The following is a 25241-nucleotide window of genomic DNA, read 5'->3' on the forward strand; positions in this document are numbered from 1 at the left end:
CTGCGGCTCGATGGGTTCTGGTCGATCACCGAAGGCCTGGCCGCACTGGCCCATGACATCAGGGGTCTACTGGCATTGCTGGATTGGCGAGAACTTGCTCAGCCACAGGCTTCTGGGTAACTTCTAACCTGATTAGGTAGCAAGCTCCGTCCGCAGGCCTTTCCCACCTAAGCTGGTACGCCTGTACCAGAGGTGCCCGCCATGGCCATGAATCGAATCCAGTTTCAGGCAGGCCTGTCGCTTCCCGAATTCATCCAGCTCTACGGCACCGAGGAGAATTGCGAGGCCGCCCTTGAGCAGGCGCGCTGGCCTGAAAGTTTCCGTTGTCCCCGCTGTGAGTGCAAGGAATACGGGTTGATCCATGGCAGGCGCCACAAGCGCTATCAATGCCGGAGCTGCCGTCATCAGGCCACCCTCACGGCCGGCACCATCCTGGAGGCGACCAAGTTGCCGCTGACCACCTGGTTCCTCGCGTTCTACCTGGTGGGCCAGGCCCTAGCCGCAAGGCTTCCGCGCAGCGGTGGACGGGCATCTCCTCACTCGCTCTGCGGCGCCATCTGGGCGTGAACTACCGCACGGCATGGCTGGTTCACAACAAGATCATGCAGGCGATGAAGGAGCGGGATGGGGCCTATGTCCTGCGGGGAAAGGTCCAGGTGGATGATGCCTACCTTGGCGGAGAACGCTGTGGTGGAAAGCCTGGTCGTGGATCAGAGAACAAGGTACCGATCGTGGCGGCCATCTCTCTCGATGATGCGGGCCACCCTCGTTACGTGAAGCTTGCCACCGTGGCCACGTTCTCCTTTGCCGCCATCGCTGACTGGGCACAGGATTCACTGGCCATAGGATGTGAAGTGATCTCAGATGGGCTGGCCTGCTTTCGCGCCGTGACAGAAGTCGGTTGCCTGCATCAAGCTGTGGTCGTGAAAGGACGCCATCCCAATGAACTCCCGGTATTCCGCTGGATCAACACGGTGCTGGGCAACTTGAAAACGAGCTTCAGCGGCACCTTCCATGCCCTGAAATTCGATAAGTACGCTGATCGCTACCTGGGTGCCTTCAATTACCGCTTCAACCGGCGCTACAACTTGGCAACAATGACTGAGCGAGTGGTTCATGCCATCTGCAGCTGCGACGCTCGGCCGGAACGCATCTTGAGGCGTGCGGAGCTAGCTACCTAATCAGGACTTCTAATGAGCCCTGGGTTGCCCACGTCTCCCCCGAGCACCTGCCTGTAGAGAAAGAGCAGGGCGGATAACGCCTGGTTCTGCGTGGAGGCAGTCACCCTCCCCACCGTGGCCAGATGCGACAGGAAGGCATTGATCTCCCGCTCGCCCATTTCCCTGGGATGCCTCATCCCGTGAAAGCGCAGAAAGCGTCTCACCCACTGGGCATAGGTGCTGATGGTGCGGCGCGCGTAGTGCCGCACCATCAGTTCCTCCCGGTAACGATCCATCAGCCTCGGGCCGGGAGTCGGAGCCATGGGAACAAGGCGGAGCCTGCTTCAGAGTTCCCCGGCCAGTCCACCATCAGTCAGAGGGCCGGGAGGAGCGGCGACGACTCCCCCCTAGCCTGGCGTCGATGGCCCACACCCTGGTGCTGCTGGCGAGTGAGACGCGCCGCGAGGCGCTGATCGACTGGCTCGACCGACAGGCCCTGGCCGTCGCTGGTTTTCCGCTGCTCGCCACCGCCGAGCTGGCCGAGCGGCTCCGCAGCGACCCCCGCACCGCCCAGCTGCCGGTGATGGCGCTCGATGCACTCGCGGCAGGGGGAGACATCCAGGTGGCCGCCCGTCTGCTGGCCGGGGAGGTGGCGGCGGTGATCGCCTTCCTGGATCCAGAGGCAGCGGCGGGAGCGCCGCCCGACAGCCGGCTGCTGATCCGCGCCTGCGATCTGGCCGCCGTGCCCCTGGCCCTCAATGCCGCCACCGCCGAGCTGGCCCTGCGCGGCCTGGCCCATGGCCGCTCGTCCTACCTGCTGTTCAATCCCGTCGCCGGCCAGGGGGAGGCCAACGCCGATCTGGCCCTGATCCGCTCGATCCTCGAGCCCCAGCTCCTGGTGACGGTGCTGCTCACCAGTGCCGGGACCGATCCGGGCGACCAGTGCCGGGAACTGGTCGAGCTGCTGCAGGCCCGGCCGGCCGGTGAGGTGGGCAACGTGATGATCGTGGCCTGCGGCGGCGACGGCACCGTCTCGGCGGTGGCGGGGGCGGTGGCCGGCACGGGCATTCCCCTCGGCGTGATCCCCCGGGGCACCGCCAATGCCTTTGCCGCGGCGCTCGACATCCCCACCGACCTGGTGGCCGCCTGCGAGACGATCCTGGCTGGCCACACCCACGTGGTGGACGCCGCCCGCTGCAACGACGTGCCGATGACCCTGCTGGCCGGGGTCGGCTTTGAGGCCGGGATGGTGGATCGGGCCACCCGCGAACTGAAAACCATGCTCGGCCCGCTCGCCTACGTGCTCGCCGGCGCCCAGCAGCTGGCCTCCCAGCAGCCGTTCCGGGCCCGGGTCGAGATCGACGGCACCATCACAGAGGTGCAGGCCGCCGCCATCACCGTGGCCAACGTGGCCCCCGCCACCTCCGTGCTGGCCCAGGGCTTCGGGCGGGTGATTCCCGACGACGGCCTCCTCGAGGTCACGATCGCCTCACCCAGCACCCGCCTGCAGGGCCTCAATGCCCTCGCCTCCCTGCTCACCTCCGCCGTGGTGCAGTCGCCCGCCAACCACCCCGATCTGCTGTGTCTGCGGGCCAGCCACATCACCATCACCACCGACCCGCCCCAGCGGCTGGTGATCGACGGCGAAATGCTCGAGGCCGATCCGGTCACCTTCACCTGCCTGCCCGGCGCCCTCACCGTGTTCGCCCCCCTGCCGCCACCGTGAACTGGCCCCCATGAACCTCGCCTCCGAGGCGGGCGTCGCCACCAAGATCCGCCGCATGGCCGACCGGGTGCGCTGGGGCCATCCCGCCTTCGCCCGCCACGGCATCGATCCCTGCCGCCTGGCCATCGAGGGGGATCCGGAGTCGCCCGAGGCCTTCTCCTTCCTCGTGCTGGGGGACAGCGGCACCGGGCTGCATCGCCGCGACACCCCCCAGCGACGGGTGGCCGAGCAGCTGCTCGCCCATGGCACAGACGCCCGCTTCCTGCTCCACACCGGTGATGTCGTCTACCAGGTGGGCTCCAGTGAGCAGTACCCGGACAACTTCATCCGTCCCTACCGGGAGTGGCTCGTGGGCGGCGAGGACTGGCGCCGGCTGCGCTACGACCGCCTCGTCTTCCGGGTGCCGTTCCTGCCGGTGCTCGGCAACCACGACTACTACGACCTGCCGCTGCCGCTGGGGCTGCTGGCCGGCCTGACCGCGCCACCAAGGCGCCTGCTGCGGGCCTGGCTGGATCTGGATGTGGGCTGGCACGGCTCCTACGTGGGTCAGGCCTGGGCCCGCGCCTTCCTTGATGGGATTGGCGCCGTGCCGGAGGCCGACCTGGGCGAGCACCTTGAGAGCACCCGCACCGCCACGGTCGACGGGGCCCGCTGCCTGCTCTACCGACCCGGCCGCTTCACCCGCCTGCCCCACCGCCACTACACCTTCCGCTGGGCCGGCGTCGATGTGTTCGCCCTCGACTCCAACACCTTCAACCAACCCCTGCCAGCCGGCAGCGACGACAGGGAGTTGCGCGAGCGTCGTCAACGGCTCGACGCCGAGCGCGCCGCCATGCTCCTGTCCCTCGGCCCCCTCAGCGGCGACGAGGACGCCCGTGACGATCGGGCCACCAAGGCCGAGCAGCTCGACGAGCAGATCCGCGACATCGAAAAGCAGCTGAGCGGCGGGCCCATGGCCGTGGATGAGACCCAGCTCGACTGGTTCGCCGACGCCCTGATCGCCTCCTGGCACAACCCGGCCGTGCGGGGCCGGCTGCTGGTGCTGCATCATCCCCCCTACGTCACCGAGGTCAGCAAATGGGATCAGGGCCAGACCCTGGCGGTGCGCGCCCAGCTGCGCCGCGTGCTGGACCGGGTGGCGGCCGCCCTCGGCGATCTGCCGGCCGGCCGGCCCCTGCTCGATCTGGCCTTCAGCGGCCATGCCCACTGCCTGGAGCTGCTCGACACCGGTGACACCGGCCACGGCGACGCATGCATTCCCTGGGCGATCTGCGGCGGCAGCGGCTACAGCCTGCGCCGCCAGCGGCCGGAGGGGCCCGAGCTGCTGGAGGGTCCAGCCGGTGCCGAGCGGGTCGTGGCCCGCTCCCGCCTCTTCCTCGGCCGCAGCGGCCGGGGCTCCGCCCTGCGCCGCGCCTACTCCGCCCTGCGGGTGGAGGTGGCGGCCGGCACCCCCCTGAAACTCACGCTCGTACCGCTGGTGGCGGAGAAGGCCCAAGGGGAATGGCGGCCCTACCGCGGGGCCGGCATCACGCTTTAGAACGGCTGGCGCCTGCCCGACCCCCATGGACCCCAGCGCGGATCTCTCTGGCCACCTCCTGCAGCTCGCCTGCGGCAACTGGGTGACCCAGATGCTCAACGTGGCCGCCGAACTGGCGATCGCCGACCATCTGGCCGCCGCCGGCCCCGAAGGCCTGACGGCCGAGGAACTGGCCGGCCGCTGCGGCGCCGACGGCGAGTCCCTGTTCCGGCTGCTGCGGGGCCTGGCCAGCCTGGGCGTGTTCGCCGAGAGCGAGGGCCAGCCACGAGGCTTCGTGCTGACTCCCCTGGCCGAACTGCTGCGCAGCGACCACCCCGGCTCCCTGCGCCAGTTCGTGCGCATGCTCGGCGGCGAGCACTACGACGCCTGGGCCGACCTGCTCCACAGCGTCCGCAGCGGCCAGAGCGCCTTCCGCCACCACTACGGCGAACCCGTCTTTGACTGGTACGGCCACAACCCCGAGCGCGGCGCCATCTTCGACGGCGCCATGACCGACTTCTCACGCGTCGAGACCGAGGGCGGCCGGGAACGCACCCCCGCGGCCTACGCCGAACTGCTGGAGCGCACCGGCCTGCGGCTGGCGGGGATCCACCCGACTCCGTCACCGGTGGCGGTGGTGGAAGCGGTGGCGGCCTGAGCGGTCGTGGCGGGTGTAGAGCTGCAGCACCAGCACATGGCTGAGGCCGGTGCTGAGCAGGAAGCCCGCCAGGCCGAACAGCAGCCCCCGCCCCAGCCGTTTCCAGCGCATCTCCGGGCTCTCCGCTTGGCCTGCGTTCCTCGACAGGCCGTTTGCCTGAGGCGCTCCACGCCCTAGCGTCGGGGCCTGCCCAGCCCCAGGATCCGTGAGCCTTTCCATCGCCCTGCTCACGGTCTCCGACAGCCGCAGCCTCGCTGACGACGCCTCGGGCGACGCCCTGCAGCAGCGGCTGGAGGCGGCCGGCCACCGGCTGCTGGAACGCACCCTGGTGCCCGACGACCGCTACCGCATCCGCGCCGAGCTCAGCCGCTGGATCGCCGACCCCGCTGTGCAGGTGGTGATCAGCTGCGGCGGCACCGGCCTCACCGGCCGCGACGGCACCCCCGAGGCCGTCGCGCCCCTGTTCGACAAGACGATCGAGGGCTTCGGTGAGCTGTTCCGGGTGCTCTCCTTCGAGACGATCGGCACCAGCACGCTGCAGAGCCGCGCCCTGGCCGGGGTGGCCAACGGCACGGTGGTGTTCGTGCTGCCCGGCTCCCTCGATGCGGTGTCCACCGCCTGGGACCGGCTGATCCGCGCCCAGCTCGATGCCACCACCCGCCCCTGCAACCTGGTGCAGCTGCTGCCGCGGCTCACGGAAAGCTGATGCGGCCCTGTGTCCTGCGGCGGCGGACCCGCCCCTGGTGGCTGGGGGCCCTCGCCCTGCTGCTCACCATCGGCCTCTGGTGGCTGCCGCCGGCTGGGGCGATTGCCGCCACCACGGCCGATGGCAGCGGGGGCCGTGGGCCCGGGACCGGCCCGGCCGACCCCGGTGGCGTGGTGGCCGCCGGCAGTTTCGAGTTGGCCAAGGTGAGGATCCTCGGCGTCCCCGCCATCACCGTGGCCTCTCCGGTGGTGGGCCATCAGGACAATGCTCCCGACGCCCGGCGCCGCGCCGCGGTGATCGAAGGCAACCTGCGCCTGCTCTACGACCCCGAGCAGCTCTGCAGCGAGAGCGAACAGATCGCCGAGTGGGTCCTGATCCGGGTGCTGGGGGGGAGCGGGGGGGCCTGCGAGCCGTCGCCGCTGCAGGGGGTGAGCGGCAGCGCCCCCGGGCGACTGGTGGTGGAACGCCGGCAGCTGCCAGGTGGCGATGTGGTGCTGGAGGCGAAGGTGCCAGAACGCTCCGAACCCCTGCCCCTGCTCACGGTCACCCGGGCCGATGCCAGCCTCAACGGCGTCAGCGCGATGGCCCTGGGGGAACGCTGGCAGCAGCGGCTGCAGAGCCGTCTGCGCCATGCCCGCAAAGTGATGCAGCCGGCCGATCTGCGCCGCCGCTGGCAGTTCACCCTCACGGTGCAGCTGGCGCTGGCCCTGCTCACCGCCGCCACCCTCTGGCTGTGGCGCTGGAACCGGGTGCGCTGCGCCGGGCTCATCAGCCGCCGCAGCCCCACCCCGGATCGGGCCCTGGGGCAACGCCTGCAGCTCCACCAGGTCTTCGGGCTGGTGCTGCTGCTGCTGGTGCTGCTGCAGCTGATGGTCATCCTGGCCCTGGGGGTGATGGCCGTCCCGAGCAAGGTGCCCCTGGGGCTGCAGTTGCTGCTCCAGCCGGTTCATTCCCTGCTCAAGGTGCTGATGGTGGAGCTGGCCGCCCTGCTGGCGCGCTCCCTGGCCACCTTCCTGCTGCACCAGTGGGCCGACGGCGCCAGGGTGCCGGTGGAGGAGCAGGCCCGCCGGGAGCAGCGGCACCGCAGCCTGCTGCGGGTGAGCCACCGGCTGATCGACCTGGCCTGCATCCTGGTGGCGGCCGGCTGGATCCTGATCGACATTCCCGGCATCCGGGCCGCCTCCTCCTCCCTGCTGCTGGCCGGCGGCGCCCTGCTGGGCGGCCTGGCCCTGGTGTTCCAGGGGCTGCTGCGGGACTTCGTCGCCGGCCTCGCCGTGCTGATCGAAGACCGCTACGCCATCGGCGACTGGGTGGAAATCGATGGCCTCGAAGGGGACGTGGTGGATGTCGGTGTGCTGAGCACCCAGCTGCACTGCCTCGACCACCGGGTGGCGGTGGTCCAGAACAGCGCCTTCGACCGGGTGGTCAACCACACCAAGCTGCGCTCCGGCGAGGAGGTGAAACTGCTGATCTCCCACCGCTGCGCCGCCATCGGCCAGGCCCTGGCGGTGGTGGCCGAGGAGCTGGCCCTGTTCCACGCCGACCCCACCTGGGGCCCCCGCCTGCTCGCGCCACCCCTGTTGCGGGGCGTCAGCGCCACCGGCCCGCTGGGCATCACCGTCAGCGTCCTGCTCACCACGGTGACCGGCGAGCAGTGGGCCTGCGCCCGGGAGCTGCAGGGGCGCCTGGTGGCCCGCTTCCAGCGGGAGGGGATCCCCCTGGCCGATGGCCTGGAGCTGGTCGGGCGGGGCTGATCAGGGTGGGCCCGATCACCGCGGATCGCGCCACAGCAGCAGGCCCTCCTGGCGCAGCTCATGGAAATCGCCCACCCGGCCGTCCCCGCGGCCGGTGAGTCCCCCTCCGGGGCACCGATCACGGTGCCCCCGGCATCGAAGAGCGTGCTCATCTGGTCGCAGCACTGGGGCGGCAGGTCGTACACCACCTGGCCCCGGTAGCGATCACGCCACACCGTCAGGGGTGAGTTGCCCGGCGGCTGGGCCCGCAGCTGGCCGATCAGGCGCTGCAGCCAGGGCGGGGCGGGAAGCGTCGACGGCGGCGGGGCTGCGGGGGGTGATCTCGTAAGGGAGGCTGCCACGGCCGGCGCGGGTACGGTGGATCGTGCGCAGGGAGGTTCATGGCTGCAGCGACGCCGGACCACGAAACCTTCATCCGCCAGGCCATCGACCTGTCCCGGAAAGCGGCCCTGGAGTACGGCACCGGCGGGGCCTTCGGGGCCGTGATCGTCAGGGATGGCGTGGTCATCTCCCAGGGGATGAACCGTGTCGTGGCCAGCCACGATCCCACCTGGCACGGCGAGATGGAGGCGATCCGGCTGGCCTGCATCACCCTGCAGAGCTTCAAGCTGCCCGGCTGCATCCTCTACACCTCCGCCGAGCCCTGCCCGATGTGCATGGCCACCTGCTACTGGGCGGGCATCGAGGCGGTGTACTACGCCGCCACGGTGGAGGACGCCCTGGCCTACGGGGATTTCGATGACCGCCCGATCTACGAGCAGCTGGCCCTGCCCAAGGAGAAACGCTCGATCCGTCTGCACCAGATCCTGAGGGAGGAGGCGGTGGAGGTCTGGAAGGAGTACCAGGCCAAGCCCGACCGGGTTCGCTACTGAGGGGCGGCCCCGCCACGGGCCCTCAGGCCGCCCGCAACCAGCGGTGCCGGGCCCGGTCGCTGAGGTCCTCGCCGACCAGGGTGAGCAGGGCGTACACCGCCACCAACGCCAGCAGCTGGTCCCAGGCGAAGGAGCTGAGGCTCTCCAGCAGCTGGCTGCCCAGCCCGGTCGCCCCCACCAGACCCACCACCACCGATTCCCGCAGGATCACATCGGCCCGGTAGGCGCCGTAGGCCAGGTAGGGCCGGGCCAGGGCGCTGAAGCGGCCGTACAGCAGGGCCAGCCGAGGCCCACTGCCGCCGCAGGCCAGGGCCTCCTCGGCGGCCGGATCGGCGACGTCGGCACTCTCCAGCAGCAGCCGGCCCAGCACTCCCAGGTTGTGAAAGCCCAGGGCCAGGGCGGCGGTGATCACCCCCGGCTCCAGCACGAACAGCAGCAGCAGGGCCGTGAGGGGCGGCGGCCACAGCCGGCCCAGGGCCCACAGCAGCCGCAACCCCTGCCGGGCCCAGCCCACCGGCGCCACCACCACCAGCAGCAACGGCGCCAGCCCCACCGCCAGGCTGGCCGCCAGGGCGGTGAGCAGCAGGGTGCCGCCCACCAGCCGCGGCCAGGGCAGGGCCGCGGTGGCGGCCCAGTCGCCGCCGCCCAGGCCCGGCAGGGGCTGCCACTGGAGCAGGGCCGCTGGATCCACCCCCAGGCCGCGGCCCACCAGGACGCAGAGGGGCAGCAGGGCGGCCAGGGTCAGCAGCATCTCCCGGCTGCGCTCCCCCACCCCCCGCCGGGCCAGCACGAAACGACCGGGCACCAGCCAGCGCCGGCGCAGCAGGCTGATGCCCCCCTCCAGGGCCAGCATCACCGCCAGCAGCAGCCACAGGCCGCTCCAGAGTTCATGGAATTCCAGCGACTGGAGGCTGAGCTTGAGGTCGGTGCCCAGGCCCCCGAGGCCGAACACCCCCAGCAGGGTGGCGCTGCGCAGGGCGCACTCCAGCCGGTAGCCGCCGTAGCTGAGCACCCCCGGCAGCAGGGCCGGCCCCATGGCCGTGAGCAGGGCGGCCGGCGCCGGGGCTCCCGCCGCCCGCAGGGCCTCCAGTCCGGCGGTGGGCAGGGCATCGAGCAGATCGCTCAGCACCCGCGCCACCAGGGCGCCGAAGGGCAGGGCAATCGCCAGCACCGCCACCGCCGGCTGCAGCCCCACCAGCTGGAGCAGCAGCAGGCCCCAGATCAGCTCATGGATCGCCCGGGGGAGGGCCAGCAGCCGGCGGATCAGCTCCGCCGGCAGGGTGCTGCCGGTCAGGGTGCGCCACACGGTGCGGGAGCTGGCCGCCCCCAGCAGCAGGCCCAGCACCAGGCTGCCGGCCCAGCCCAGCAGGGCCATGCCGGCCGTCACCGCCACCCCCCGCAGCAGCGACGCGAGTACCACCGGATCCAGCGAGGGCGTCACCGCCGCCAGCGCGAAGCTGCCGATCAACTCCCAGCCGCCCCCGTGCACCAGCGGCGGCAGCAGGACGGCCAGGGGCACCAGCACCAGGGCCGGCAGCAGCAGCAGCAACGGCGCCGCCGGTTTCAAGGTGTCTCGCCTGGTGGGGTGCCCCCATAGAGGTCCGCCAGCAGGGCGGCGTTCACCTGCGCCACCGGCCCGTCGAACAGCACCCGTCCGTCCTTGAGGCCGACGGCCCGATCGAAGCCGTCCAGCAGGTCGGGGCGGTGCAGGCTCAGCAACAGCGCCCGGGGGGCCACCGCCTGGGCCAGCAGCAGGGCCAGCAGCTCGCCGGCCAGGCGCGGATCGAGGCTGGCCAGCGGTTCATCGGCCAGGAGCAGGGTGGGCTCCTGGCGCAGCAGCCGGGCCATGGCCACCCGCTGGCGCTGGCCGCCGGAGAGGGCCGTGACCGGTTGCTCCAGCAGGGCCGGATCCAGATCCATCGCCCGCAGGGCCGCCGCGCAGGCCTCGGTATCCAGCGGCAGCAGCAGGTTGAGCAGGGCCCGGGGCCAGCCCCAGCGGGCCAGGCGGGCGGCGTTGAGGTTCTGCTGCACGGTCAGCTCCTCAATCAGGCGCAGGTCCTGCCAGAGGGTGCCGATGCGGGCCTGCTGGCGCCGCCGGCCGCGGCGGGAGCGGGCGGGGGCCTGCCCCTCCCACAGCACCGTGCCCGCCACCGGCGCCAGCAGTCCATTGGCCACCGCCAGCAGGGTGCTCTTGCCGGCGCCGCTGGCCCCCAGCAACGCCACCCGCTCGCCGGGGGCCAGGCTCAGGTCGACGTCCTCCAGCCGCGGCCGGTCGCGGCCGCTGACGCGAATGCCCCGCAGCGCGAGCACGGCGGTGGGGGGACCGGCGGCCATCAAAGACAACAACAGCTCAGGCTCGATCCAGATTGCCAGTCGTCAGGCCACCGCCCCATGGCCCCTCAGCCCACGGGGAGTTCCAGCAGAATCACCCGATCCGCACCGGCGCGCTCCTGCTGCTGGTCAGCGAACGCTGCCCCAGCACGGGACGGACCGCGGCGCCGTGACCTGGCTGGGCGAGCATGGCGGGCGGCGTCCTCCCCCTGCCACCCGGTCGTCCCCCATGGCCTTCGCCTCCCCCCGCTCCTACATCCTTCTCTCGGTGGCGGCGGCGGTGGCCACCATCGTGCTCAAGACAGCGGCCTGGCGACTCACCGGCTCGGTGGGCCTGCTCTCGGATGCCATGGAATCCGGGGTGAACCTGGCGGCGGCCCTGGGGGCCTTCTGGGCCCTCAGCCTCGCTGCCAAGCCGGCCGACCGCACCCACCACTACGGCCACTTCAAGGCCGAGTACTTCTCCAGCGGTCTGGAGAGTGTGCTGATCGTGCTGGCCGCCCTGGCGATCATCTATTCGGCTGTGGGCCGCCTGCAGGCTCCCGAGCCCCTGGAACAACTGGGATTGGGCATGGCCCTGTCCCTGGTGGCCACGGCGCTCAACGGCCTGGTGGCCTGGGTGCTGCTGCGGGCCTCCCGCCACTTCCACTCCATCACCCTGCGGGCCGACGCCCACCACCTGTTCACCGACGTCTGGACCTCCTGCGGGGTGCTGGTGGGCATCGGCCTGGTGAAGCTCACCGGCCTGACGATCCTCGACCCGCTGATCGCCATCGCAGTGGCGCTCAACATCACCCTCACCGGCTGGAATCTGCTGCGGGAAACCGTCTCCGGCCTGCTCGACCGCTCCCTTCCCAGCGACGAGCAGGACCGGCTGGAGGCGCTGCTGGCCTCCCATGAAACCGAGGGCATCCGCTTCCACGCCCTGCGCACCCGGGTGGCCGGATCCCGCCGCTTCGTGGCCTTCCACGTGCTGGTGCCGGGGCAATGGACCGTGCAGGACGGCCATGACCTCTGCGAGCAGCTGGAGCAGGAGATCGCCATCGCCCTGCCCCGCAGCGATGTGCTGACCCACCTCGAGCCGATCGAGGATCCCAGGGCCTGGGATGACCAGGGATTCCGCTGGGAGGAGGGCTGAGCCCCATACGATCCAGCCAGCAGCAAGCGCGTCCCCGATGGCCACCGTTCTGATCACCGGCGCCAACCGCGGCATCGGCCTCGAATACTGCCGCCAGCTCCAGGCCAGGGGCGAGACGGTGGTGGCGGTCTGCCGCACGCCGTCACCGGAACTGGAAGCCCTTGGCGTGCGGATCGAGGCGGGGGTGGACATCACCTCCGATGCGGCCATTGCCGATCTGGTGGCACGGCTGGGTTCCCTGGCCATCGACGGCCTGATCCTCAACGCCGGCCTGCTCGAGCGCACCAGCCTGGACAACCTCGACCTCGAAAGCCTGCGGCGCCAGTTCGAGGTGAACGCCATTGCCCCCCTGCGGCTCACAAAGGCCCTGCTGGGCCATCTGCCATCCGGCGCCAAGGTGATCCTGATGACCAGCCGCATGGGCTCGATCGACGACAACGGCTCCGGCGGCGCCTACGGCTACCGGATGTCGAAGGTGGCGCTCAACATGGCCGGCAAGTCGCTGGCCATCGACCTGCGGCCCCGGGGCATCGCCGTGGCTCTGCTGCATCCGGGGATGGTGCGCACCCGCATGACGGGCTTCAGCGCGCAGGGCATCAGCACCGAGGAGTCCGTGCGCGGCCTGCTGGAGCGCATCGATGCCCTCAGCCTCGAGACCAGTGGCAGCTTCTGGCATGCCAATGGCCAGGAGCTGCCCTGGTAGGGCCTGGGGCGCGGAATCTCATTGGCCCGGCAGGGCCAGCTGCAGGGTCAGGGTGCGGCGGCCCCGCTGCACGGTCAGGCCGAGGGGCCGGCCCGCCGGGTGGGCGGCCACCCGCTCGATCACCTCGCGGGCGCTGCCGGCCGGCTGGCCGTCGATCACCGTGATCACATCGCCGACCCGCAGGCCGGAGCGCTCCGCCAGCGAACCGGGCGCCACCTGATGGATCTCCACCCGGCCGCCGTGGGTTTCCAGGTACACCCCCAGCTTGAGGCCCGCCGGCGGCGCTGACACCAGCCCGAAGACCGCCGTCGCCTGCCCCGGCTGGAGCATGGCGCAATCGAGCCCGTCCTCCCAGGGCAGCAGCCAGGCCGCCTCGCCCAGCCCAAGGGCCCGCAGCTGATGGGGCACGCCGTGGCCACCGGCCAGATGGCCGTTGCCGATCAGGGCCACCACCGGCGCCCCGGGGCGCCGACGGCGCTGGCCGGCGATGGCCTCGGCCATGGCCCGATCCCACAGCAGCTGGCTCTCCACAAAGCGGCCGAAGGAGGGATCCCCGAGGCCGGGCACCCCCTGGCCGCCGCTGGGCACGAAGGGATGGTGCTGCCAGAGCCGGTGCAGCTGGGCCCGGTAGGCCGCGCTGGCCGGCGCCGGTGGCCCCACCCCCTCCCGCTCACGGGCGGGCACCGCCGCGAACCCCTCGGCCCGCACCCGCCGCACCAACATCCGCTCCACGTTCAGGGCGAGCAGCGGCACGCGCCGGTCGCGGGCGAAACGAAGGATCGGCAGGTAGAGAGCGGCGTCGTAGCCCCAGATGGCCGGCCAGTCGAGGGCGTCCAGGAAGGCGCGCTCCTCAAGGGCCCCGGCCACCCAGCGGTCGAGCACCGGCTGCAGCCGGCGCGGCACCATCTCCAGGCCAAGGCTGAGGCCGGGGCTGCGCTCCTGCAGCGCCTGGAGCGTGGCCAGCTGCCAGAGGTGGTGGGCGGCGCTGTCGTGGCGCTCCCCCAGCAGCACCACCGGACGTTTGGCCAGGCGATCCAGCAGGTCGGCTGCCGCCACGGTCCGGAGGCCGGCGGCGCGGGGCTCCACCCAGGCGCCGGCGGGCACACAGGCGCTGGCGAGGCCCGGTCCCGGCGCCCCCAGCAGGGCGGCCAGGCCAAGGGCCAGCCCGGCGGAGCGGGTCCCGCGGCGGTGCCAGCGGCCGGGCGGGATCAGCGGATCTTGCCGATCTGGCGGCCCACCTGCTCGATCATGCTGTAGGCCCCGGGGCTGGCCTCAGTGAACCGCTGGGCCCCGAACAGGGCCAGGATCTGCTTCTGGGTGGGGTTGCTGGCGCGCCAGCTGAGGATCGCCTGCTGCACCTTCGTGGTGAAGCCCTTGCCGAAGCGCTTGTCCAGGTCCGGCTGGGCGATCCAGTGGTAGTCGGGGTAGCCCGTGGTCCTCCAGAGGACGAACACCTTGGCGGGGTTGGCCTTGCCGTCGCTGAGGTTGGCGTTCCACACCTGCTCGTTCACCGCGCCGGCGTCGTAGGCGCCGCTCTGCACCAGGGCGATGGTGGCATCGTGGCTGCCGCTGAAGCCGGGCGCACCGCCGGCGAAGTCGGACAGCTTCACCCCCGCCTTGCTGAGGAAGTACTGGGGCATGAGCCGGCCGGAGGTGGAGCTCTCGGAGCCGAAGGTGAAGCGCTTGCCCTTCAGTTCCGCCAGCCCCCTGGCGCTGGTGACGGGCTTGAGGCCGCTGCGGCTGTTGGCGATGAAGACGGTGCGGAAGGACACGTCGATGTCGCGCTGGGCGATCACCCGGGCGCCGGGCTTCTGCAGCCGGGCCTGCACGCCGGTGAGCCCGCCGAACCAGACCAGATCCAGGGCGCCGGTGCGGAAGGCGCTGACGGCGGCGGCGTAATCCACCACCGGCACGTAGACCACCTTCACCCCCAGCTGCCGACCCAGTTCATCGGCCACCAGCGGATAGAGGCGGTTGAGCTTCTCCGGCTTCTGGTCGGGGATGGCGCCGATGCGCAGCACCTTCTGGCTCTGCTGGGCCGCCGCCGGAGCCAGCAGGCCGCCCAGGGGCGTGGCGGGGGGCGCCACCAGCGGCAGGAGCGCCAGCGAGGCTCCCATCAGGGCGGCGGTGGCGGTGGCACGGATCCGGAACATGCTCATCGGGGCTGGGTAGCGCAGGTGGTCATTGATCCACTATGGCCATCAGGTGGGCGGCGGACGGCCCTCCCTTCCTTGGGTCAGCACCATGGCGGACAGCCTCCCCACCGATACCTTTCTGGGGAGCGGCGGCGCCCTGCTCGACGTGCGCACGCCGGCGGAATTCCGCCAGGGCCACATCCCCGGGGCCGCCAATCTGCCCCTGTTCAGTGATGGCGAGCGGGCCGAGGTGGGCACCCTCTACAAGCAGCAGGGCCGCCAGGCCGCCGTGCTGAAGGGTCTGGCCCTGCTGGGGCCGCGGATGGAAGCCCTGGCCGCCGAACTGGTGGCCTGGAGCGAACGCTCGGCCGGGGCGCCCCTGCGGCTGCACTGCTGGCGCGGCGGCATGCGTTCGGGCAGCGTCGCCTGGCTGGCCGAGCAGCTGGAGCTGCCGCTGCTGCTGCTGCAGGGGGGCTACAAGAGCTACCGGCGCTGGGTGCTGGAGCTGTTCGAGCGGCCCTGGCCCGTGCGGCTGCTGGGGGGCCGCACCGGCAGCGGCAAGACCGAGCTGCTGCTGGCCCTGCAGGGGCTGGGGGCGGCGGTAGTGGATCTGGAGGGGCTGGCCCACCACCGCGGCAGCAGCTTTGGGGGGCTGGGCCTGCCGGAGCAGCCGAGCAGCGAGCACTACGAGAACGAGCTGGCCGCCGCCCTGGCCCTCCTGGCTGGGGCGGAGCAGATCTGGCTGGAAGCCGAGAGCGCCATGGTGGGCCGCTGCCGCATTCCCGCCGGCCTGTGGCGCCAGATGAAGGCCGCGCCGGTGCTGGCGGTGGAGCGGCCCCTGGAGCAGCGGGTGGCCCACCTGGTGGCGATCTACGGCGCCCAGGATCCCCTGGCCCTGGCGGAGGCCACCCAACGCATCGCCAAGCGACTGGGGCCCCAGCGCACCGCCCTGGCCCTCGAGGCGATCGAGCAGGGCGACTGGGCCACCGCCTGCCGGCAGATGCTCGATTACTACGACCGCTGCTACGACCACGACCTCGACGGCCATGCCTGTTCGGCGGTGGATCTGGGCGATCTGGCGGCGCCGGAGGCCGCCCACCGGCTGCTGGCGGAGGGACTGGTGCAGCGGGCGGGGCCAGAACCGCAGGAATGGGCGTGAAGTGAACCGGCGTTCAGGCGAACCTTGGCCGGGAGAACCACCCAGTCACCCAGCCGAACAGGCCCCTGGCCACCTCCCCCGCTCCCCGGACCACGGAACGGGACGCCCGGACAGCCGTCGTGGCGATCTCAGCGCAGACAGCCATCACCTGACGGGAGCCCGCCGCCACGGTGGTGGCGACCCGTTTCACCACCCTGGTCGCGGCTTCCACCACGACATCGGCGACGCGCTCCACGATCCGGAACACCGTCGCCAGGAAGCGGCGGCAGGCCTCCTTCCAGCCCCCTTCCCGCCAACGGGGTGTACGGCCCCGGTTCTTCGAACAGTGCCATCGGCTCCCGGCCCATGACCCCGGCCGAGGTGGCCGAAGCTGATGCCTATACCCGCTTGGTGTCAGAAGAAGCCACCCCCGGTGTCACCGGAGACCTCGTCGAGGTGGTGGGAGACACCCTCGAGACCGGGGCCTACGGGGGCGCCATGGGCGGTGGGTTGGCCGTGGTGCATCGCATCGCCCAGGCCCAGGGGTACCGCGATGCGGGCCGCCACGATCTGGCCGCCGCTGCCGAGGAGATGCTGGCCGAGGATGCGGCCAAGGGGGCCATCAACGGCGTCGTGCGTGGCACTTCGGTCGCCGTGACCCAGGCCATTCTGAGCGCCAATCCCCTCACCGCCGGCATCGGCCTGGTGGCCCCGGATGTGGTGATGCTGCTCACCCAGCAGGACCAACTCAGCGAGGAGGCGTTCACCAACAAGGCCCTTGGTGTGGCCGGTAAAGGGGCGGTTGCCACGGCTCTGGCCTGCGCCGGCCCGATTGGCTGGATCGGTCTCGCGGGTTGGTCGATCGCCTGTGCCTACGGCAAGGCCAACGAGCAGGCCAGCTCCAGCCGGATGAGGGGGATCTGAGTGGGTGGGAGGCCTCAACGGCTCATGCCGCAGGACCCCTATCCAGATCGCAACCCTCCGCCTGTGCCGCCAGTTGTAAGAACCGGTCGAAGCTGGCCAATCGAGCTCCCTGGCGCAGGGCCAGTTCCAGATAACTGGCGTCGTAGGCACTGAGATTGTGCTGGCGCGCCAGCGCCAGCAAGCGGGGCTGGGAGAGATCGCCGGCGAAGGGATCCAGCGGGATGCGCAGGGCTGCCAACTTTCTCAGAAAGCTGTCGCTCTGCTCCGGCTGAATCACGGCGCGGCGTTCCGCCACCAGCAGGGCGTTGGCCACCTCAAGGGGCCAGAGCGTGGGCACGATCCACTGCTCCTGGTCCCGCCTCTGCAACACCCGATCCGCCAACTCCACCTGATCGGCCCGCTGACGTCGAAAAATCCAGGCCAGGCAGAACGAGGCATCAAGCACCAGGCTCACTCGCGACCCTCACCGATGAAGCGAGCGACGGCATCGTCAGCAACGCCCAGGACCTTGGGAAAGTGACGCATCTCCTCGACCGCCCTTTTGATGGCGTCGTTGGCAGAGGCCTCGCAGGGAACAAGGTCGGCCACCGGCCTGCCACGCACGGTGATGGTGAAGCGCTCGCCCCTTTCCACAGCCCTCAGAAGGCGCGACAACTGGGATTTGGCTTCGAAGGATCCGATCGGCTGGGCCATCGGCCTGTCACAAACTGGTTAGAAAACCAGTTTATTGACCCGCGGGGTCTGCGCACCCCCGCTCCCCCGTTCCTGCCGTCAGCCCACCACCCGCCCGATCACCGCCGCCGCCCCGAAGCCGGCGGCACGCAGGGCCGCCAGGGCGGCGGGTGCCTGCTCCGCCGGCAGCGCCGCCAGCAGCGGTCCGCAGGTCTGGGGATCGATCAGCAGCCCCGCCAGGGCGGCCGGTGCCGCGAGCCGCACCGGACCCTCCAGCAGCGCCAGGGCGGCGGCGTTGGCGGGGGCCAGGCTGCTGGCAAAGCCCCGCTCCAGCAGCTCCAGGGCGCCGGGATAGGCGGAAATGGCGGCGGCGTCGAGCTCCACGGCCAGCCCCGCGCCGCTGGCGGCCAGCATCTCGCCGAGGTGGCCCAGCAGGCCGAAGCCGGTGATGTCGGTGCAGGCGCGGCAGCCGTGGGCGGCGAGCAACGGCACCAGGGGCGCCTGGCTGCACTGCATCGCCTCCAGCAGCACCTCCATCCAGGCGGGGGCGGCGGCGCCGGCCATGGCGGCGGCGAACAGCACGCCGCTGCCCAGGGGGCGGGTCAGCAGCAGGGCCTCACCGGGCCGCAGCGGCCCCTTGCGCCAGTGGGCCGCCGGCGCCACCCGGCCATTCACCGTCAGGGCCAGGGCCAGTCCCGCCCCATCACGGCCCTCCAGGGTGTGGCCACCGACCAGGGCGGCCCCGAGGGGATCGAGCACCGAGCACACCCCGGCCAGGGTCTGCAGCAGCAGCTCCTCCTGCACGGACGCCGCCGCCTCCGGCACCGTCACCAGGGCCTGCACGCTGTTCAGGGCGGCGCCACTGGCCCAGAGGTCGCTGCAGGCATGCAGGGTGGTGAGTCGCCCGTTCAGCCAGGGGTCGTCCACCAGGGCCGGGAACCCATCGACGCTCTGCAGCAGCAGGCTGCCGTCGGCACAGGTGGCCACGAGGGCCGCGTCTTCCACTGGCCGCGGCGGTCCGCCGAGGTCGAGCCGGGCCAGGGCGGACGCCAGGGGGGCGGCCCCCAGCTTGGCGGCACAGCCGCGGCAGGCCATGGCGGCGGCGGCCATCGGCTGGAGCGCGGCGAAGCGGGCCATGAAAGCCCGATCAATGCGCTGCTTCCACTGCCAGATCCACACCGCTGGCCCCAGGGCCACAGGCCCAAGGAAGGCCAGGGCCCGGGGGCCATCGGCCTGCCAGCCGCCGTCGCCCAGCAGCTGCAGGGCCCGCGCCTGGGGCCGCCAGGGCCGCAGCGGTTCGGGGGGCTCGGCCAGGCTGCGGCGCAGGTTCTCCGCCAGTACCGGCGCCGCCCGCACCGCCCACACCCCCGAGGGGGGCCGGGGATCGGCGGCGATCAGGCCGCAGTCGCCGCTGGCGAACAGGGCCGGATGGCCGATCACCGCCAGGCTGGATTCGGTCAGCACCCGGCCGCTCGGCGGGTCCACCGGCAGGCCGGCGGACCCCAGCCAGGCGGGGGCGCGGCTGCCGGTGCAGGCCAGATCGGCCCGGGCTTCGGGCGGCGCCCGCCGCTGGATCGGGATGGCGGCCTGGGCCAGCAGCCGTTCACCGGCCCGGTTCGCCGCCGCCGAACCCAGGTGCAGGCACTCCCCCTGCAGCAGCAGCTCACAGGCCATGCCCCGGGCCCGGAAGGCCAGGGCCAGTTCCACGGCGGCGGCCCCGCCGCCGCGGATCACCAGGGGTTCGCCGTTGACACGCCGCTCCGCCCAGGCCAGGAAGGGCTCCAGCGGCTTGACGGCCATCGCCTGCCCCGCCGACCATCCCGAGGTGGCGGTCACGGCACCCAGATCGAGGCTGAGCCGGTCGAAGCGCAGGGGCGGACGGCCCGCCAACCGCAGCTCCCGGGCCGCCGGATCCAGCCCGGTGATCTCCGCCTGCACAAAGGTCACCCCCGCCAGGGTGCAGAGGCGGCGCAGGTCGATGGCGGCGGCCTCCATTGGTTCCAGCCCCGCCACCACGGCAGGCAGCAGGCCCGAATAGAGGGCGGTGCCGTGGCGACTCACCAGGGTGAGGCGGGTGCCCGGCGGCCGGGTGACAGGGCGCATCAGCCAGCGCCGCAGCACCAGCACGTGGCTGTGGCCGCCCCCCGCCAGGACCAGCAGATGGCGCTCGGGAGCGGCGTTCATGGGCCGGGCAGCGGCGCCCCGGTCGTCCGGGCCTGGAAGGCCGCGATCGCCGTGGGCAGGGTGGGGAAGAACAGGCGCGGCCCGATCCGCTCCACCAGACCGGCCCGCTCCAGCTGGGCGTAGAGGTCCTGCTTCACCCGCACCAGAGCGAAGGTGATGCCCCGGGCGGTCAGCTCCCGCTGCAGCTCCTCCAGCACATCGGCCGCGGTGATGTCGATCTCGACGATGGCCTCGGCATTGAGCACGAACCAGGCCACCGGCTGGGACTCGGCGGCGATCGTCTCCAGCACCCGCTGGCGGAAATGCTCCGCATTGGCGAAACAGAGGGGGGCATCGAAACGGAACAGCACCAGGCCCGGGATGGTGCGCGCCCCCTCCCAGTCGCGGACATCGTGCAGGCCCGCCAGCCGGGGCACGATCCCCATGACGGCGTCGTGGGGGCGCACCAGCCGGGCAAACAGATCGATCACCGACAGCCCCACCGCCAGCGCCACGCCAAGGAGCAGGTCGGTGGCCAGGACCCCCACCAGGGTGATCAGGGCCAGCCGGAATTCGCTGGGGCGGAAGCGGTGCAGCCGCAGGAACTCCCGGATGTCGATCAGCCGCAGGGCGGCATAGATGACGATCGCCCCCAGGGCCGCCGTGGGGAACAGGGCCAGCACCGGCCGCAGCCACAGCAGCACCGCCAGCACCACCGCCAGCGCCACCAGGGAGAACAGCTGGGAGCGGCTGCCGAGGGAATCGCCGATGGCGGTGCGGCTGCCGCTGCTGCTCACCGGAAAGCCCTGCATCAGCCCATTGCCCAGGTTCAGGGTGCCGAGGGCCAGCAGTTCCTGGTTGGCGTCGATGCGGTAGCCACCCCGGGCAGCGAAGGCCCGGGCCGTGAGCACGTTGTCGGAATAACCCACCAGGGCGATGCCCACCGCCGCCGTCAGCAGGTAGCGCAGCTGGTCCGGCGAGACCCCGGGCGGCAGCGACGGCCGGGGCAGGCCGGCCGGAATGGCGCCGATCACGGCCACACCGCGTTGATCGAGGTGTCCCACCGCCACCACCGCCATGGCCAGCAGCACCGCCAGCAGGGGGGCCGGCGCCCGGGGGAAGCGGCGCTGCACCAGCAGCAGGAACACGAGCACCCCCAAGGCCAGCAGCAGGGTGGGCCGGTGGATCTCCCCCAACCGGCCCAGCAGCTCCAGCAACTGGGCGGGGCTGGAGTCGGCCTGCAGCGTCAGGCCGCTGACCCGGCCCAGCTGGCCGCCGATCATGATCAGGGCCACACCGCCCAGGTAGCCCACCAGGATCGGCCGGGAAAGGAGATCGGCCAGGAACCCCAGCCGGGCCCAGGCGCCGGCGCAGCAGACCAGTCCCACCAGCAGGGCCAGCAGGCTGCAGAACCCGGCGTAGGCGAGCGGGTCCCCCGCCACCAGCGGCCCGACCGCCGCGGCCGTCATCACGGCGGTGGTGGACTCGGGCCCCACCGAGAGCTGGGGCGAAGAACCCAGCAGGGCATAGAGAAGAAGCGGCGGCAGAATCGCCCACAGGCCCGCCACCGGCGCCAGGCCGGCCACTTCGGCGTAGGCCATGCACTGGGGCACCAGGTAGGCGGCCACCGTGACACCCGCCAGCAGGTCCGGTCGCAGCCAGCTGCTCTGGTAGTCGAGCAACCGTGCGAGGCCCGGCAACACCCTGGCCAGGCGTTCGCGCGGCTCCATCAGCCTCCCCCTTGGCGGCTCATTGGCGGCGCAGTGGCAACACCTGGCTGGGGCAGAGGTCCTTGTCCTCCTCCATGCCCTTCATGCCGGCGAGCACCCCTTCCAGGTCGTCCTTGGTGGAGGGATCGCCGCTGATGATGTCCAGTTGGGCCTGGGCCAGCTTGGCGCGGGTGGCGGTGGAGATGAAGCCGTCCTTTTCCAGGTTGCAGAGGGCGCTCATGTACCCGGAGCCCACGCCCACCATCACCATGAACTCCTCTCTGGGGCTGAGTTCCCCACGTTGAGGTTGCGCCGCAGCCAGTCCCGGTGTGGCGTCCAGAAGCGCCAGGAGCAGCAGGGCGTAGGGGGTGGGCATGCCGAGGCCGGGGCGCTGAGATCAGGCTAGATGTGGACTGCGGCGAGGCCGGCTCAACGAGGAAACGAGGCTTCCAGAGCGTCCCCGGGGATGACCGTGGTGCTGAACAGGAAACCCTCGTTGGCCTTGTAGCGGGGGTCCTGCTTGACGAGGCGCATGAATTCACGATGGCCCTCCCGTGAGCGCCCCACCAGACAGCCTGCGCTGGCGCGGCCGATGTCGTTGCGGGGCAGGTCATAGCCCCAGTGCTGGTTGATGCCGAAGAGCCCGGTGTCTTCACTGTCGCCGGGCCGCTGGAAGTCCCGGTTGGCATCCCGGAAAACCGTCACCGGGGCCGCCTGCACCAGGGCCTCATGGGGATCATTCTCGCCATGCTGGCCGACCTGCCAGGCGCGGTACTGGCCGAACCTGATGCGGGCGGCGCCGCGCGCATTCATCGGAGTGTTCGTGTAGTGGCTCCCCGGCTCGGTGGTGGCCTCCCATTTGCCGATGATCTTCGGCCGGGCCTCGGCACAATCGATCACCAGCCGCAGGTCGTTGAACTGGTTGGGGGGGTCGTCGTTGAGGCTGCCATCGGGATTCATCCCCTCGACGTAGACGATGTTCCTCTCTCCTGGGCCCGCGAACACCTGGACCCCTTTCTGGCGCATGTATTGAATGATCCGCGCGGCCAGGTCGCCGCCGCTGAGGTCCAGAGTCGGCTGGGGCAACTCCTCGAGGGACGTTTCAATCAGCAGCTTCGCGGTGGCCGAGCCCAGCACATTCTCCTCACCGCTCTTCATCAAGGTCTGGAACCGCTTGAGGGCAGCGGTGGAAATCGGCCCGAAGACTCCGGTGGGGGGCTCCAGCAATTGGAGCGCGATCAGGCGTCGCTGAATCTGGTTAGCCAGGGCGGGATACCCTGGGATCTCCCCGTGGCCGATGACCAGATCCCGTTCCAGCAGGTCCTGAAGCTTCAGCTCGCTGGTGGAAGCAGACCCAGGGATGGACCTGGGCCTGGAGTCGGCCAGGGCCAAGGCCTGGGGACTGTTGCGCAGCGTCTGCTCCCAACGCCTGGCGTCCTCGGCGCTGTTGATCTCGCGCTCGGCCTGCCGGATGGCCTCCGCTGGGTCAGCGCCCATCCACACCAGACCCTCAGCACGCCGGCGCCGTCCCAGGCCGACAACGACCTGGTGGTTTCTGGGTTCGCGATACAGCATCAACGTGCCCGGAACCGCCGCCCAGTCACGCTCGCGCAGGTTGGCCGTGATCGTATCGAAGTCTTCACCTGCATAGAAGTCAGCACCGAGGTTGTAAGCGAAGCTGCAGAGAGCGGATCGCTGTCTGTCGTTCATCTCCTGCCAGAAGGGAATGCGCGCTTCCTGCTTCTTCCAGAACCGCTGATAGCAGATGAAGTCGTAGAGCTCATCGGCCTCCGCCTGGGAGAGGCGATCCCCCAGGCGGATCGGGGAACCATCCTTGTGAAAGGTGCTCCCCCAGCCGATCGTGATCGGTTCGGCCTTGGTCTTCGGATCGGGATAGGCCTCCAGCCGGCAGCCCTCGTAATGGTGCGTCAGTGCCGCCACCTCCGGTGGCAGCGGTCCCCTGGGTGGCCCGGAGGCGGAAGCGACGCTGCCCACAGAGCGCTCCGCCCCCCCCTGGCGTGGTTCCAAAGGCTGGGGCAGGGGCCGCTGCCAGGCTTCCGCGGGGATCTGAAACCGTGCCGGGTTCAGGTAGCGGACCGCCCCCTTCGCGAGGGGGGCGCTTGCACCCGGGCAGGTGTAGGGCCCGGCCAGGCACACCAGCGCCAGCGCGCCGTCATCACTGGGGCGAATCCAGTCGATGCCGAGCTGCTGGCCCACCGGAACATAGGAGTCAGCCGCGGCGGCGGTGGGGTCAGGGCTCAGGCCTGCATCTTCCAGGGCAGTGATGAACGGCATCAGAGAACTCCTGCGCGTTGGATCTTTAGCAATGGCGTCGGTTCTTCGCCCTCAAACAAGGCGGGCAGAAGGTCCCGCAGAAAGGCGACGAAATCCTCAGGCATTGACTTGAGGACGGCGTGCACGATCCCACGGCTCTTGTTGAGCCATTGCATCACGTCCGGCTGATTGATCTCGGCCTTGATCGGGTCGGTGTTGCCGAGCTTGAAGCGGGCGACCATGCGCTGCAGGCTGTAATGCCAGTACATCTGCCTGTCGGCGGCCCTGAGGTCGCGCAGATCGATCGCCTGCGTGAGGCTCTCTTCGGCCTCGCGCCAGTGCCGACTGGGATGGCCCCCCGGCCCACCCAGCCGTTCGCCGCCGGCGCCGAGTTGAAGGTGAACGAAGCCCCGGTGGGCAAGATAACGGTGCAGGAACGCATCGTCCCCAGCTCCAGTGCGCTTCTGCTCCTTGGCGGCGGCGATCAGGGCATCGAATCCTGCCAGCAGCCCCTGCTGCAGGGTCAGGCGGGTCTCGATTTCGGAACCACTCAGGCTGCCGGCATCACTGCCGGTGAGCAGATGGCTGTCATGGGCCTTCTGGAGCCGTTCGAACACCTTGTTGCGGATGTTCAGAGGCGCCTGCAGCACATGGGCATGGAGGGCTTCATTCTGGGAGTCACTGAGCGGTTGAAGGGAGGGATCAACCAGTGGGCTAAGCAGAAATTGAATGTCAGATTCCTGCTGGTCGTTCTTCTGCAGCTCCTGGATCTTGCCGTGATTGACGAGCACTTGCGTCTGGGTATCCTCCAACTGCCGACTGACGCGCTTGGCCGCTTCATCGAAGAGGCTGATGCCAGCGAATCCACCGATCAGCGACAGGGCAAGGATCTTCATGACCGTGCTCACCGCCGTCCCAAGGCTGACCGGCTGGTTCAGCAGGCTTTCGAACAGATCAGAGTCCCCACCCTGGGGAACCAGGTTGAAGATGATGATGCCACCACCGATTCCCACAACGATATCGGCAACCGTTCCGAGATCATATTTGGTGTAAGTTGATTTCTCAGAGGCCTTACTGCGTGGGGCTGGCCGCACCAATCCGTCGCCACTTTGAAGCTCCAGGTCTGCCTGGCCCTCCGCCTGCTGGGTCACCCAGTGGGGAATGATGAAGCCACGATGCCTGCTGACGCTATAGATGAACCCTCCCAGGGCACCACCGATCAGCACGGAGAGATAAATGACGTACCGCAAGATGTATTGGTCTCGCCCATCCAGAGTGATGGCCCTTGGAAGATCACCGGCAGGAACAGCCGCATCGACGGAGGCAACGCTCACCACCAAGGCCAAGGCGAAAACCAGCAGCAAGCCAGCCTTCAACCATCTCGAGCGGCGGGCAAGCATGTCCATGAATCGCCGACGGCTATCCGACAATCGATGGGTCATGCGATTTCAATTTCTATCTATTTGAACAGGGTAACCCTGGCTGAATGTGGCGCAGATTTACTGGATGTCATCTTAACATATCTTTTTTGGCCCACTGGATCTCTACATGCCGAGTCGGAATCGAGTCAGACGGGCGCCCATGTTGTGCACGATCTTGCTGGGGTTGCATGCTCGCAGCATCGGGGTGAACAGTGGAGCGGTCCCCCCATTCCGGATGGGG

The 25241-nt window shown here is 70.5% G+C and carries 24 protein-coding genes and 2 pseudogenes; 11 read left to right on the forward strand and 15 right to left on the reverse strand.

Annotation, left to right across the window (positions count from 1 at the left end; genetic code table 11):
- Positions 1–201 precede the first annotated feature (201 nt).
- Positions 202–1181 (forward strand): annotated as a pseudogene (locus KBZ12_RS10190) (IS1595 family transposase).
- Here KBZ12_RS10190 and KBZ12_RS10195 read toward each other — a convergent pair.
- On the reverse strand, positions 1178–1483 hold the full coding sequence (locus KBZ12_RS10195; RefSeq protein WP_254957836.1) for a site-specific integrase: 306 nt from the start codon (positions 1481–1483) through the stop codon (positions 1178–1180). The pseudogene KBZ12_RS10190 and the gene KBZ12_RS10195 overlap by 4 nt on opposite strands.
- 98 nt (positions 1484–1581) lie before the next feature.
- On the opposite strand from KBZ12_RS10195, the gene KBZ12_RS10200 reads away from it, so the two are divergent.
- The 3 genes from KBZ12_RS10200 to KBZ12_RS10210 are packed head-to-tail and all read left to right on the forward strand — an operon-like array spanning position 1582 to position 5060.
- Complete coding sequence (locus KBZ12_RS10200; protein WP_254957837.1) at positions 1582–2886, forward strand: diacylglycerol kinase family protein; 1305 nt, start codon at positions 1582–1584, stop codon at positions 2884–2886.
- 10 nt (positions 2887–2896) lie between these two features.
- A complete protein-coding gene (locus KBZ12_RS10205; protein WP_254957838.1) occupies positions 2897–4423 on the forward strand; it encodes a metallophosphoesterase in 1527 nt (508 codons plus the stop codon).
- Positions 4424–4448: 25 nt separating this feature from the next.
- Complete coding sequence (locus tag KBZ12_RS10210; protein WP_254957839.1) at positions 4449–5060, forward strand: methyltransferase dimerization domain-containing protein; 612 nt, start codon at positions 4449–4451, stop codon at positions 5058–5060.
- On the opposite strand, the gene KBZ12_RS10215 is transcribed toward KBZ12_RS10210, so the two are convergent.
- Positions 5025–5171: a hypothetical protein gene (locus KBZ12_RS10215; RefSeq protein WP_254957840.1), complete on the reverse strand. Its 147-nt coding sequence runs from the start codon at positions 5169–5171 to the stop codon at positions 5025–5027. The genes KBZ12_RS10210 and KBZ12_RS10215 overlap by 36 nt on opposite strands.
- 94 nt (positions 5172–5265) lie before the next feature.
- On the opposite strand from KBZ12_RS10215, the gene moaB reads away from it, so the two are divergent.
- The gene (gene moaB / locus KBZ12_RS10220) at positions 5266–5766 is read left to right on the forward strand and encodes a molybdenum cofactor biosynthesis protein B (protein ID WP_254957842.1); all 501 of its coding nucleotides are present in this window, start codon (positions 5266–5268) and stop codon (positions 5764–5766) included.
- Positions 5766–7520 carry a mechanosensitive ion channel family protein gene (locus tag KBZ12_RS10225; protein WP_254957844.1) on the forward strand — a complete coding sequence of 585 codons (1755 nt, stop codon included), beginning with the start codon at positions 5766–5768 and terminating at the stop codon, positions 7518–7520. Before moaB ends, KBZ12_RS10225 begins: the two co-directional genes overlap by 1 nt.
- Positions 7521–7633: 113 nt before the next feature.
- Here the strand turns inward: KBZ12_RS10225 and KBZ12_RS18665 are convergent.
- Positions 7634–7924, reverse strand: a pseudogene (locus tag KBZ12_RS18665) (DUF6970 domain-containing protein); the annotation flags it as partial.
- Here KBZ12_RS18665 and KBZ12_RS10230 point away from each other — a divergent pair.
- Positions 7901–8392, forward strand: a complete 492-nt coding sequence (locus tag KBZ12_RS10230) for a nucleoside deaminase (RefSeq protein ID WP_254957845.1) — start codon at positions 7901–7903, stop codon at positions 8390–8392. The pseudogene KBZ12_RS18665 and the gene KBZ12_RS10230 overlap by 24 nt on opposite strands.
- A 22-nt stretch (positions 8393–8414) precedes the next feature.
- Here the strand turns inward: KBZ12_RS10230 and KBZ12_RS10235 are convergent, their stop codons facing one another.
- Positions 8415–9959 (reverse strand): phosphonate ABC transporter, encoded by a 1545-nt coding sequence (locus tag KBZ12_RS10235; RefSeq protein ID WP_254957847.1) that lies wholly within the window; start codon positions 9957–9959, stop codon positions 8415–8417.
- A complete protein-coding gene (locus KBZ12_RS10240; RefSeq protein WP_254957848.1) occupies positions 9956–10726 on the reverse strand; it encodes an ATP-binding cassette domain-containing protein in 771 nt (256 codons plus the stop codon). Before KBZ12_RS10240 ends, KBZ12_RS10235 begins: the two co-directional genes overlap by 4 nt.
- A 226-nt stretch (positions 10727–10952) precedes the next feature.
- On the opposite strand from KBZ12_RS10240, the gene KBZ12_RS10245 reads away from it, so the two are divergent.
- Positions 10953–11861 (forward strand): cation diffusion facilitator family transporter, encoded by a 909-nt coding sequence (locus KBZ12_RS10245; protein ID WP_254957849.1) that lies wholly within the window; start codon positions 10953–10955, stop codon positions 11859–11861.
- Between the two features lie 37 nt (positions 11862–11898).
- On the forward strand, positions 11899–12564 hold the full coding sequence (locus tag KBZ12_RS10250) for an SDR family oxidoreductase (RefSeq protein ID WP_254957850.1): 666 nt from the start codon (positions 11899–11901) through the stop codon (positions 12562–12564).
- 18 nt (positions 12565–12582) lie between these two features.
- Here the strand turns inward: KBZ12_RS10250 and KBZ12_RS10255 are convergent, their stop codons facing one another.
- The gene (locus KBZ12_RS10255; RefSeq protein WP_254957851.1) at positions 12583–13668 is read right to left on the reverse strand and encodes a ChaN family lipoprotein; all 1086 of its coding nucleotides are present in this window, start codon (positions 13666–13668) and stop codon (positions 12583–12585) included.
- A gap of 104 nt (positions 13669–13772) precedes the next feature.
- Entirely contained in the window at positions 13773–14723 is a 951-nt protein-coding gene (locus KBZ12_RS10260) for a putative selenate ABC transporter substrate-binding protein (RefSeq protein WP_396101005.1), read from the reverse strand.
- Between the two features lie 85 nt (positions 14724–14808).
- Here KBZ12_RS10260 and mnmH point away from each other — a divergent pair, with 85 nt between their 5' ends.
- Positions 14809–15858 (forward strand): tRNA 2-selenouridine(34) synthase MnmH, encoded by a 1050-nt coding sequence (gene mnmH / locus KBZ12_RS10265; RefSeq protein WP_254957852.1) that lies wholly within the window; start codon positions 14809–14811, stop codon positions 15856–15858.
- Positions 15859–15871: 13 nt separating this feature from the next.
- On the opposite strand, the gene KBZ12_RS10270 is transcribed toward mnmH, so the two are convergent.
- Positions 15872–16105: a hypothetical protein gene (locus KBZ12_RS10270; RefSeq protein ID WP_254957853.1), complete on the reverse strand. Its 234-nt coding sequence runs from the start codon at positions 16103–16105 to the stop codon at positions 15872–15874.
- A 98-nt stretch (positions 16106–16203) separates the two neighbouring features.
- Between KBZ12_RS10270 and KBZ12_RS10275 the strand changes: the two genes are divergently transcribed.
- The gene (locus KBZ12_RS10275; RefSeq protein ID WP_254957854.1) at positions 16204–16761 is read left to right on the forward strand and encodes a hypothetical protein; all 558 of its coding nucleotides are present in this window, start codon (positions 16204–16206) and stop codon (positions 16759–16761) included.
- 22 nt (positions 16762–16783) lie between these two features.
- Here KBZ12_RS10275 and KBZ12_RS10280 read toward each other — a convergent pair whose 3' ends face one another.
- The 7 genes from KBZ12_RS10280 to KBZ12_RS10310 form a co-directional block, all read right to left on the reverse strand.
- Positions 16784–17215 (reverse strand): type II toxin-antitoxin system VapC family toxin, encoded by a 432-nt coding sequence (locus tag KBZ12_RS10280; protein ID WP_254957855.1) that lies wholly within the window; start codon positions 17213–17215, stop codon positions 16784–16786.
- A complete protein-coding gene (locus tag KBZ12_RS10285; protein ID WP_254957856.1) occupies positions 17212–17454 on the reverse strand; it encodes a type II toxin-antitoxin system Phd/YefM family antitoxin in 243 nt (80 codons plus the stop codon). The genes KBZ12_RS10280 and KBZ12_RS10285 overlap by 4 nt, the downstream gene beginning before the upstream one ends.
- A gap of 78 nt (positions 17455–17532) precedes the next feature.
- Positions 17533–19617, reverse strand: coding sequence for a selenide, water dikinase SelD (gene selD, locus KBZ12_RS10290; RefSeq protein WP_254957858.1), 2085 nt, complete (start codon positions 19615–19617; stop codon positions 17533–17535).
- Positions 19614–21326 carry a sulfate permease gene (gene sulP, locus KBZ12_RS10295; RefSeq protein WP_254957859.1) on the reverse strand — a complete coding sequence of 571 codons (1713 nt, stop codon included), beginning with the start codon at positions 21324–21326 and terminating at the stop codon, positions 19614–19616. The genes selD and sulP overlap by 4 nt, the downstream gene beginning before the upstream one ends.
- Positions 21327–21345: 19 nt before the next feature.
- Entirely contained in the window at positions 21346–21681 is a 336-nt protein-coding gene (locus tag KBZ12_RS10300) for a hypothetical protein (RefSeq protein ID WP_254957861.1), read from the reverse strand.
- A 53-nt stretch (positions 21682–21734) separates the two neighbouring features.
- Complete coding sequence (locus KBZ12_RS10305; protein ID WP_254957862.1) at positions 21735–23600, reverse strand: glycoside hydrolase family protein; 1866 nt, start codon at positions 23598–23600, stop codon at positions 21735–21737.
- Positions 23600–24985, reverse strand: coding sequence for a hypothetical protein (locus KBZ12_RS10310; RefSeq protein WP_254957863.1), 1386 nt, complete (start codon positions 24983–24985; stop codon positions 23600–23602). Before KBZ12_RS10310 ends, KBZ12_RS10305 begins: the two co-directional genes overlap by 1 nt.
- Positions 24986–25241: the final 256 nt, after the last annotated feature.

Source organism: Cyanobium sp. Cruz CV13-4-11, from assembly GCF_024346055.1.
In the GTDB taxonomy this organism is placed as follows: domain Bacteria; phylum Cyanobacteriota; class Cyanobacteriia; order PCC-6307; family Cyanobiaceae; genus Cyanobium.

Bases quoted from the DNA above. Each gene is read 5' to 3' on its own strand.
- KBZ12_RS10195 (WP_254957836.1), bottom strand. From the start codon at position 1,483: ATGGCTCCGACTCCCGGCCCGAGGCTGATGGATCGTTACCGGGAGGAA.
- KBZ12_RS10200 (WP_254957837.1), top strand. From the start codon at position 1,582: ATGGCCCACACCCTGGTGCTGCTGGCGAGTGAGACGCGCCGCGAGGCG.
- KBZ12_RS10205 (WP_254957838.1), top strand. From the start codon at position 2,897: ATGAACCTCGCCTCCGAGGCGGGCGTCGCCACCAAGATCCGCCGCATG.
- KBZ12_RS10210 (WP_254957839.1), top strand. From the start codon at position 4,449: ATGGACCCCAGCGCGGATCTCTCTGGCCACCTCCTGCAGCTCGCCTGC.
- KBZ12_RS10215 (WP_254957840.1), bottom strand. From the start codon at position 5,171: ATGCGCTGGAAACGGCTGGGGCGGGGGCTGCTGTTCGGCCTGGCGGGC.
- KBZ12_RS10225 (WP_254957844.1), top strand. From the start codon at position 5,766: ATGCGGCCCTGTGTCCTGCGGCGGCGGACCCGCCCCTGGTGGCTGGGG.
- KBZ12_RS10230 (WP_254957845.1), top strand. From the start codon at position 7,901: ATGGCTGCAGCGACGCCGGACCACGAAACCTTCATCCGCCAGGCCATC.
- KBZ12_RS10240 (WP_254957848.1), bottom strand. From the start codon at position 10,726: ATGGCCGCCGGTCCCCCCACCGCCGTGCTCGCGCTGCGGGGCATTCGC.
- KBZ12_RS10245 (WP_254957849.1), top strand. From the start codon at position 10,953: ATGGCCTTCGCCTCCCCCCGCTCCTACATCCTTCTCTCGGTGGCGGCG.
- KBZ12_RS10250 (WP_254957850.1), top strand. From the start codon at position 11,899: ATGGCCACCGTTCTGATCACCGGCGCCAACCGCGGCATCGGCCTCGAA.
- KBZ12_RS10260 (WP_396101005.1), bottom strand. From the start codon at position 14,723: ATGAGCATGTTCCGGATCCGTGCCACCGCCACCGCCGCCCTGATGGGA.
- mnmH (WP_254957852.1), top strand. From the start codon at position 14,809: ATGGCGGACAGCCTCCCCACCGATACCTTTCTGGGGAGCGGCGGCGCC.
- KBZ12_RS10275 (WP_254957854.1), top strand. From the start codon at position 16,204: ATGACCCCGGCCGAGGTGGCCGAAGCTGATGCCTATACCCGCTTGGTG.
- KBZ12_RS10285 (WP_254957856.1), bottom strand. From the start codon at position 17,454: ATGGCCCAGCCGATCGGATCCTTCGAAGCCAAATCCCAGTTGTCGCGC.
- selD (WP_254957858.1), bottom strand. From the start codon at position 19,617: ATGAACGCCGCTCCCGAGCGCCATCTGCTGGTCCTGGCGGGGGGCGGC.
- sulP (WP_254957859.1), bottom strand. From the start codon at position 21,326: ATGGAGCCGCGCGAACGCCTGGCCAGGGTGTTGCCGGGCCTCGCACGG.
- KBZ12_RS10300 (WP_254957861.1), bottom strand. From the start codon at position 21,681: ATGCCCACCCCCTACGCCCTGCTGCTCCTGGCGCTTCTGGACGCCACA.
- KBZ12_RS10305 (WP_254957862.1), bottom strand. From the start codon at position 23,600: ATGCCGTTCATCACTGCCCTGGAAGATGCAGGCCTGAGCCCTGACCCC.
- KBZ12_RS10310 (WP_254957863.1), bottom strand. From the start codon at position 24,985: ATGGACATGCTTGCCCGCCGCTCGAGATGGTTGAAGGCTGGCTTGCTG.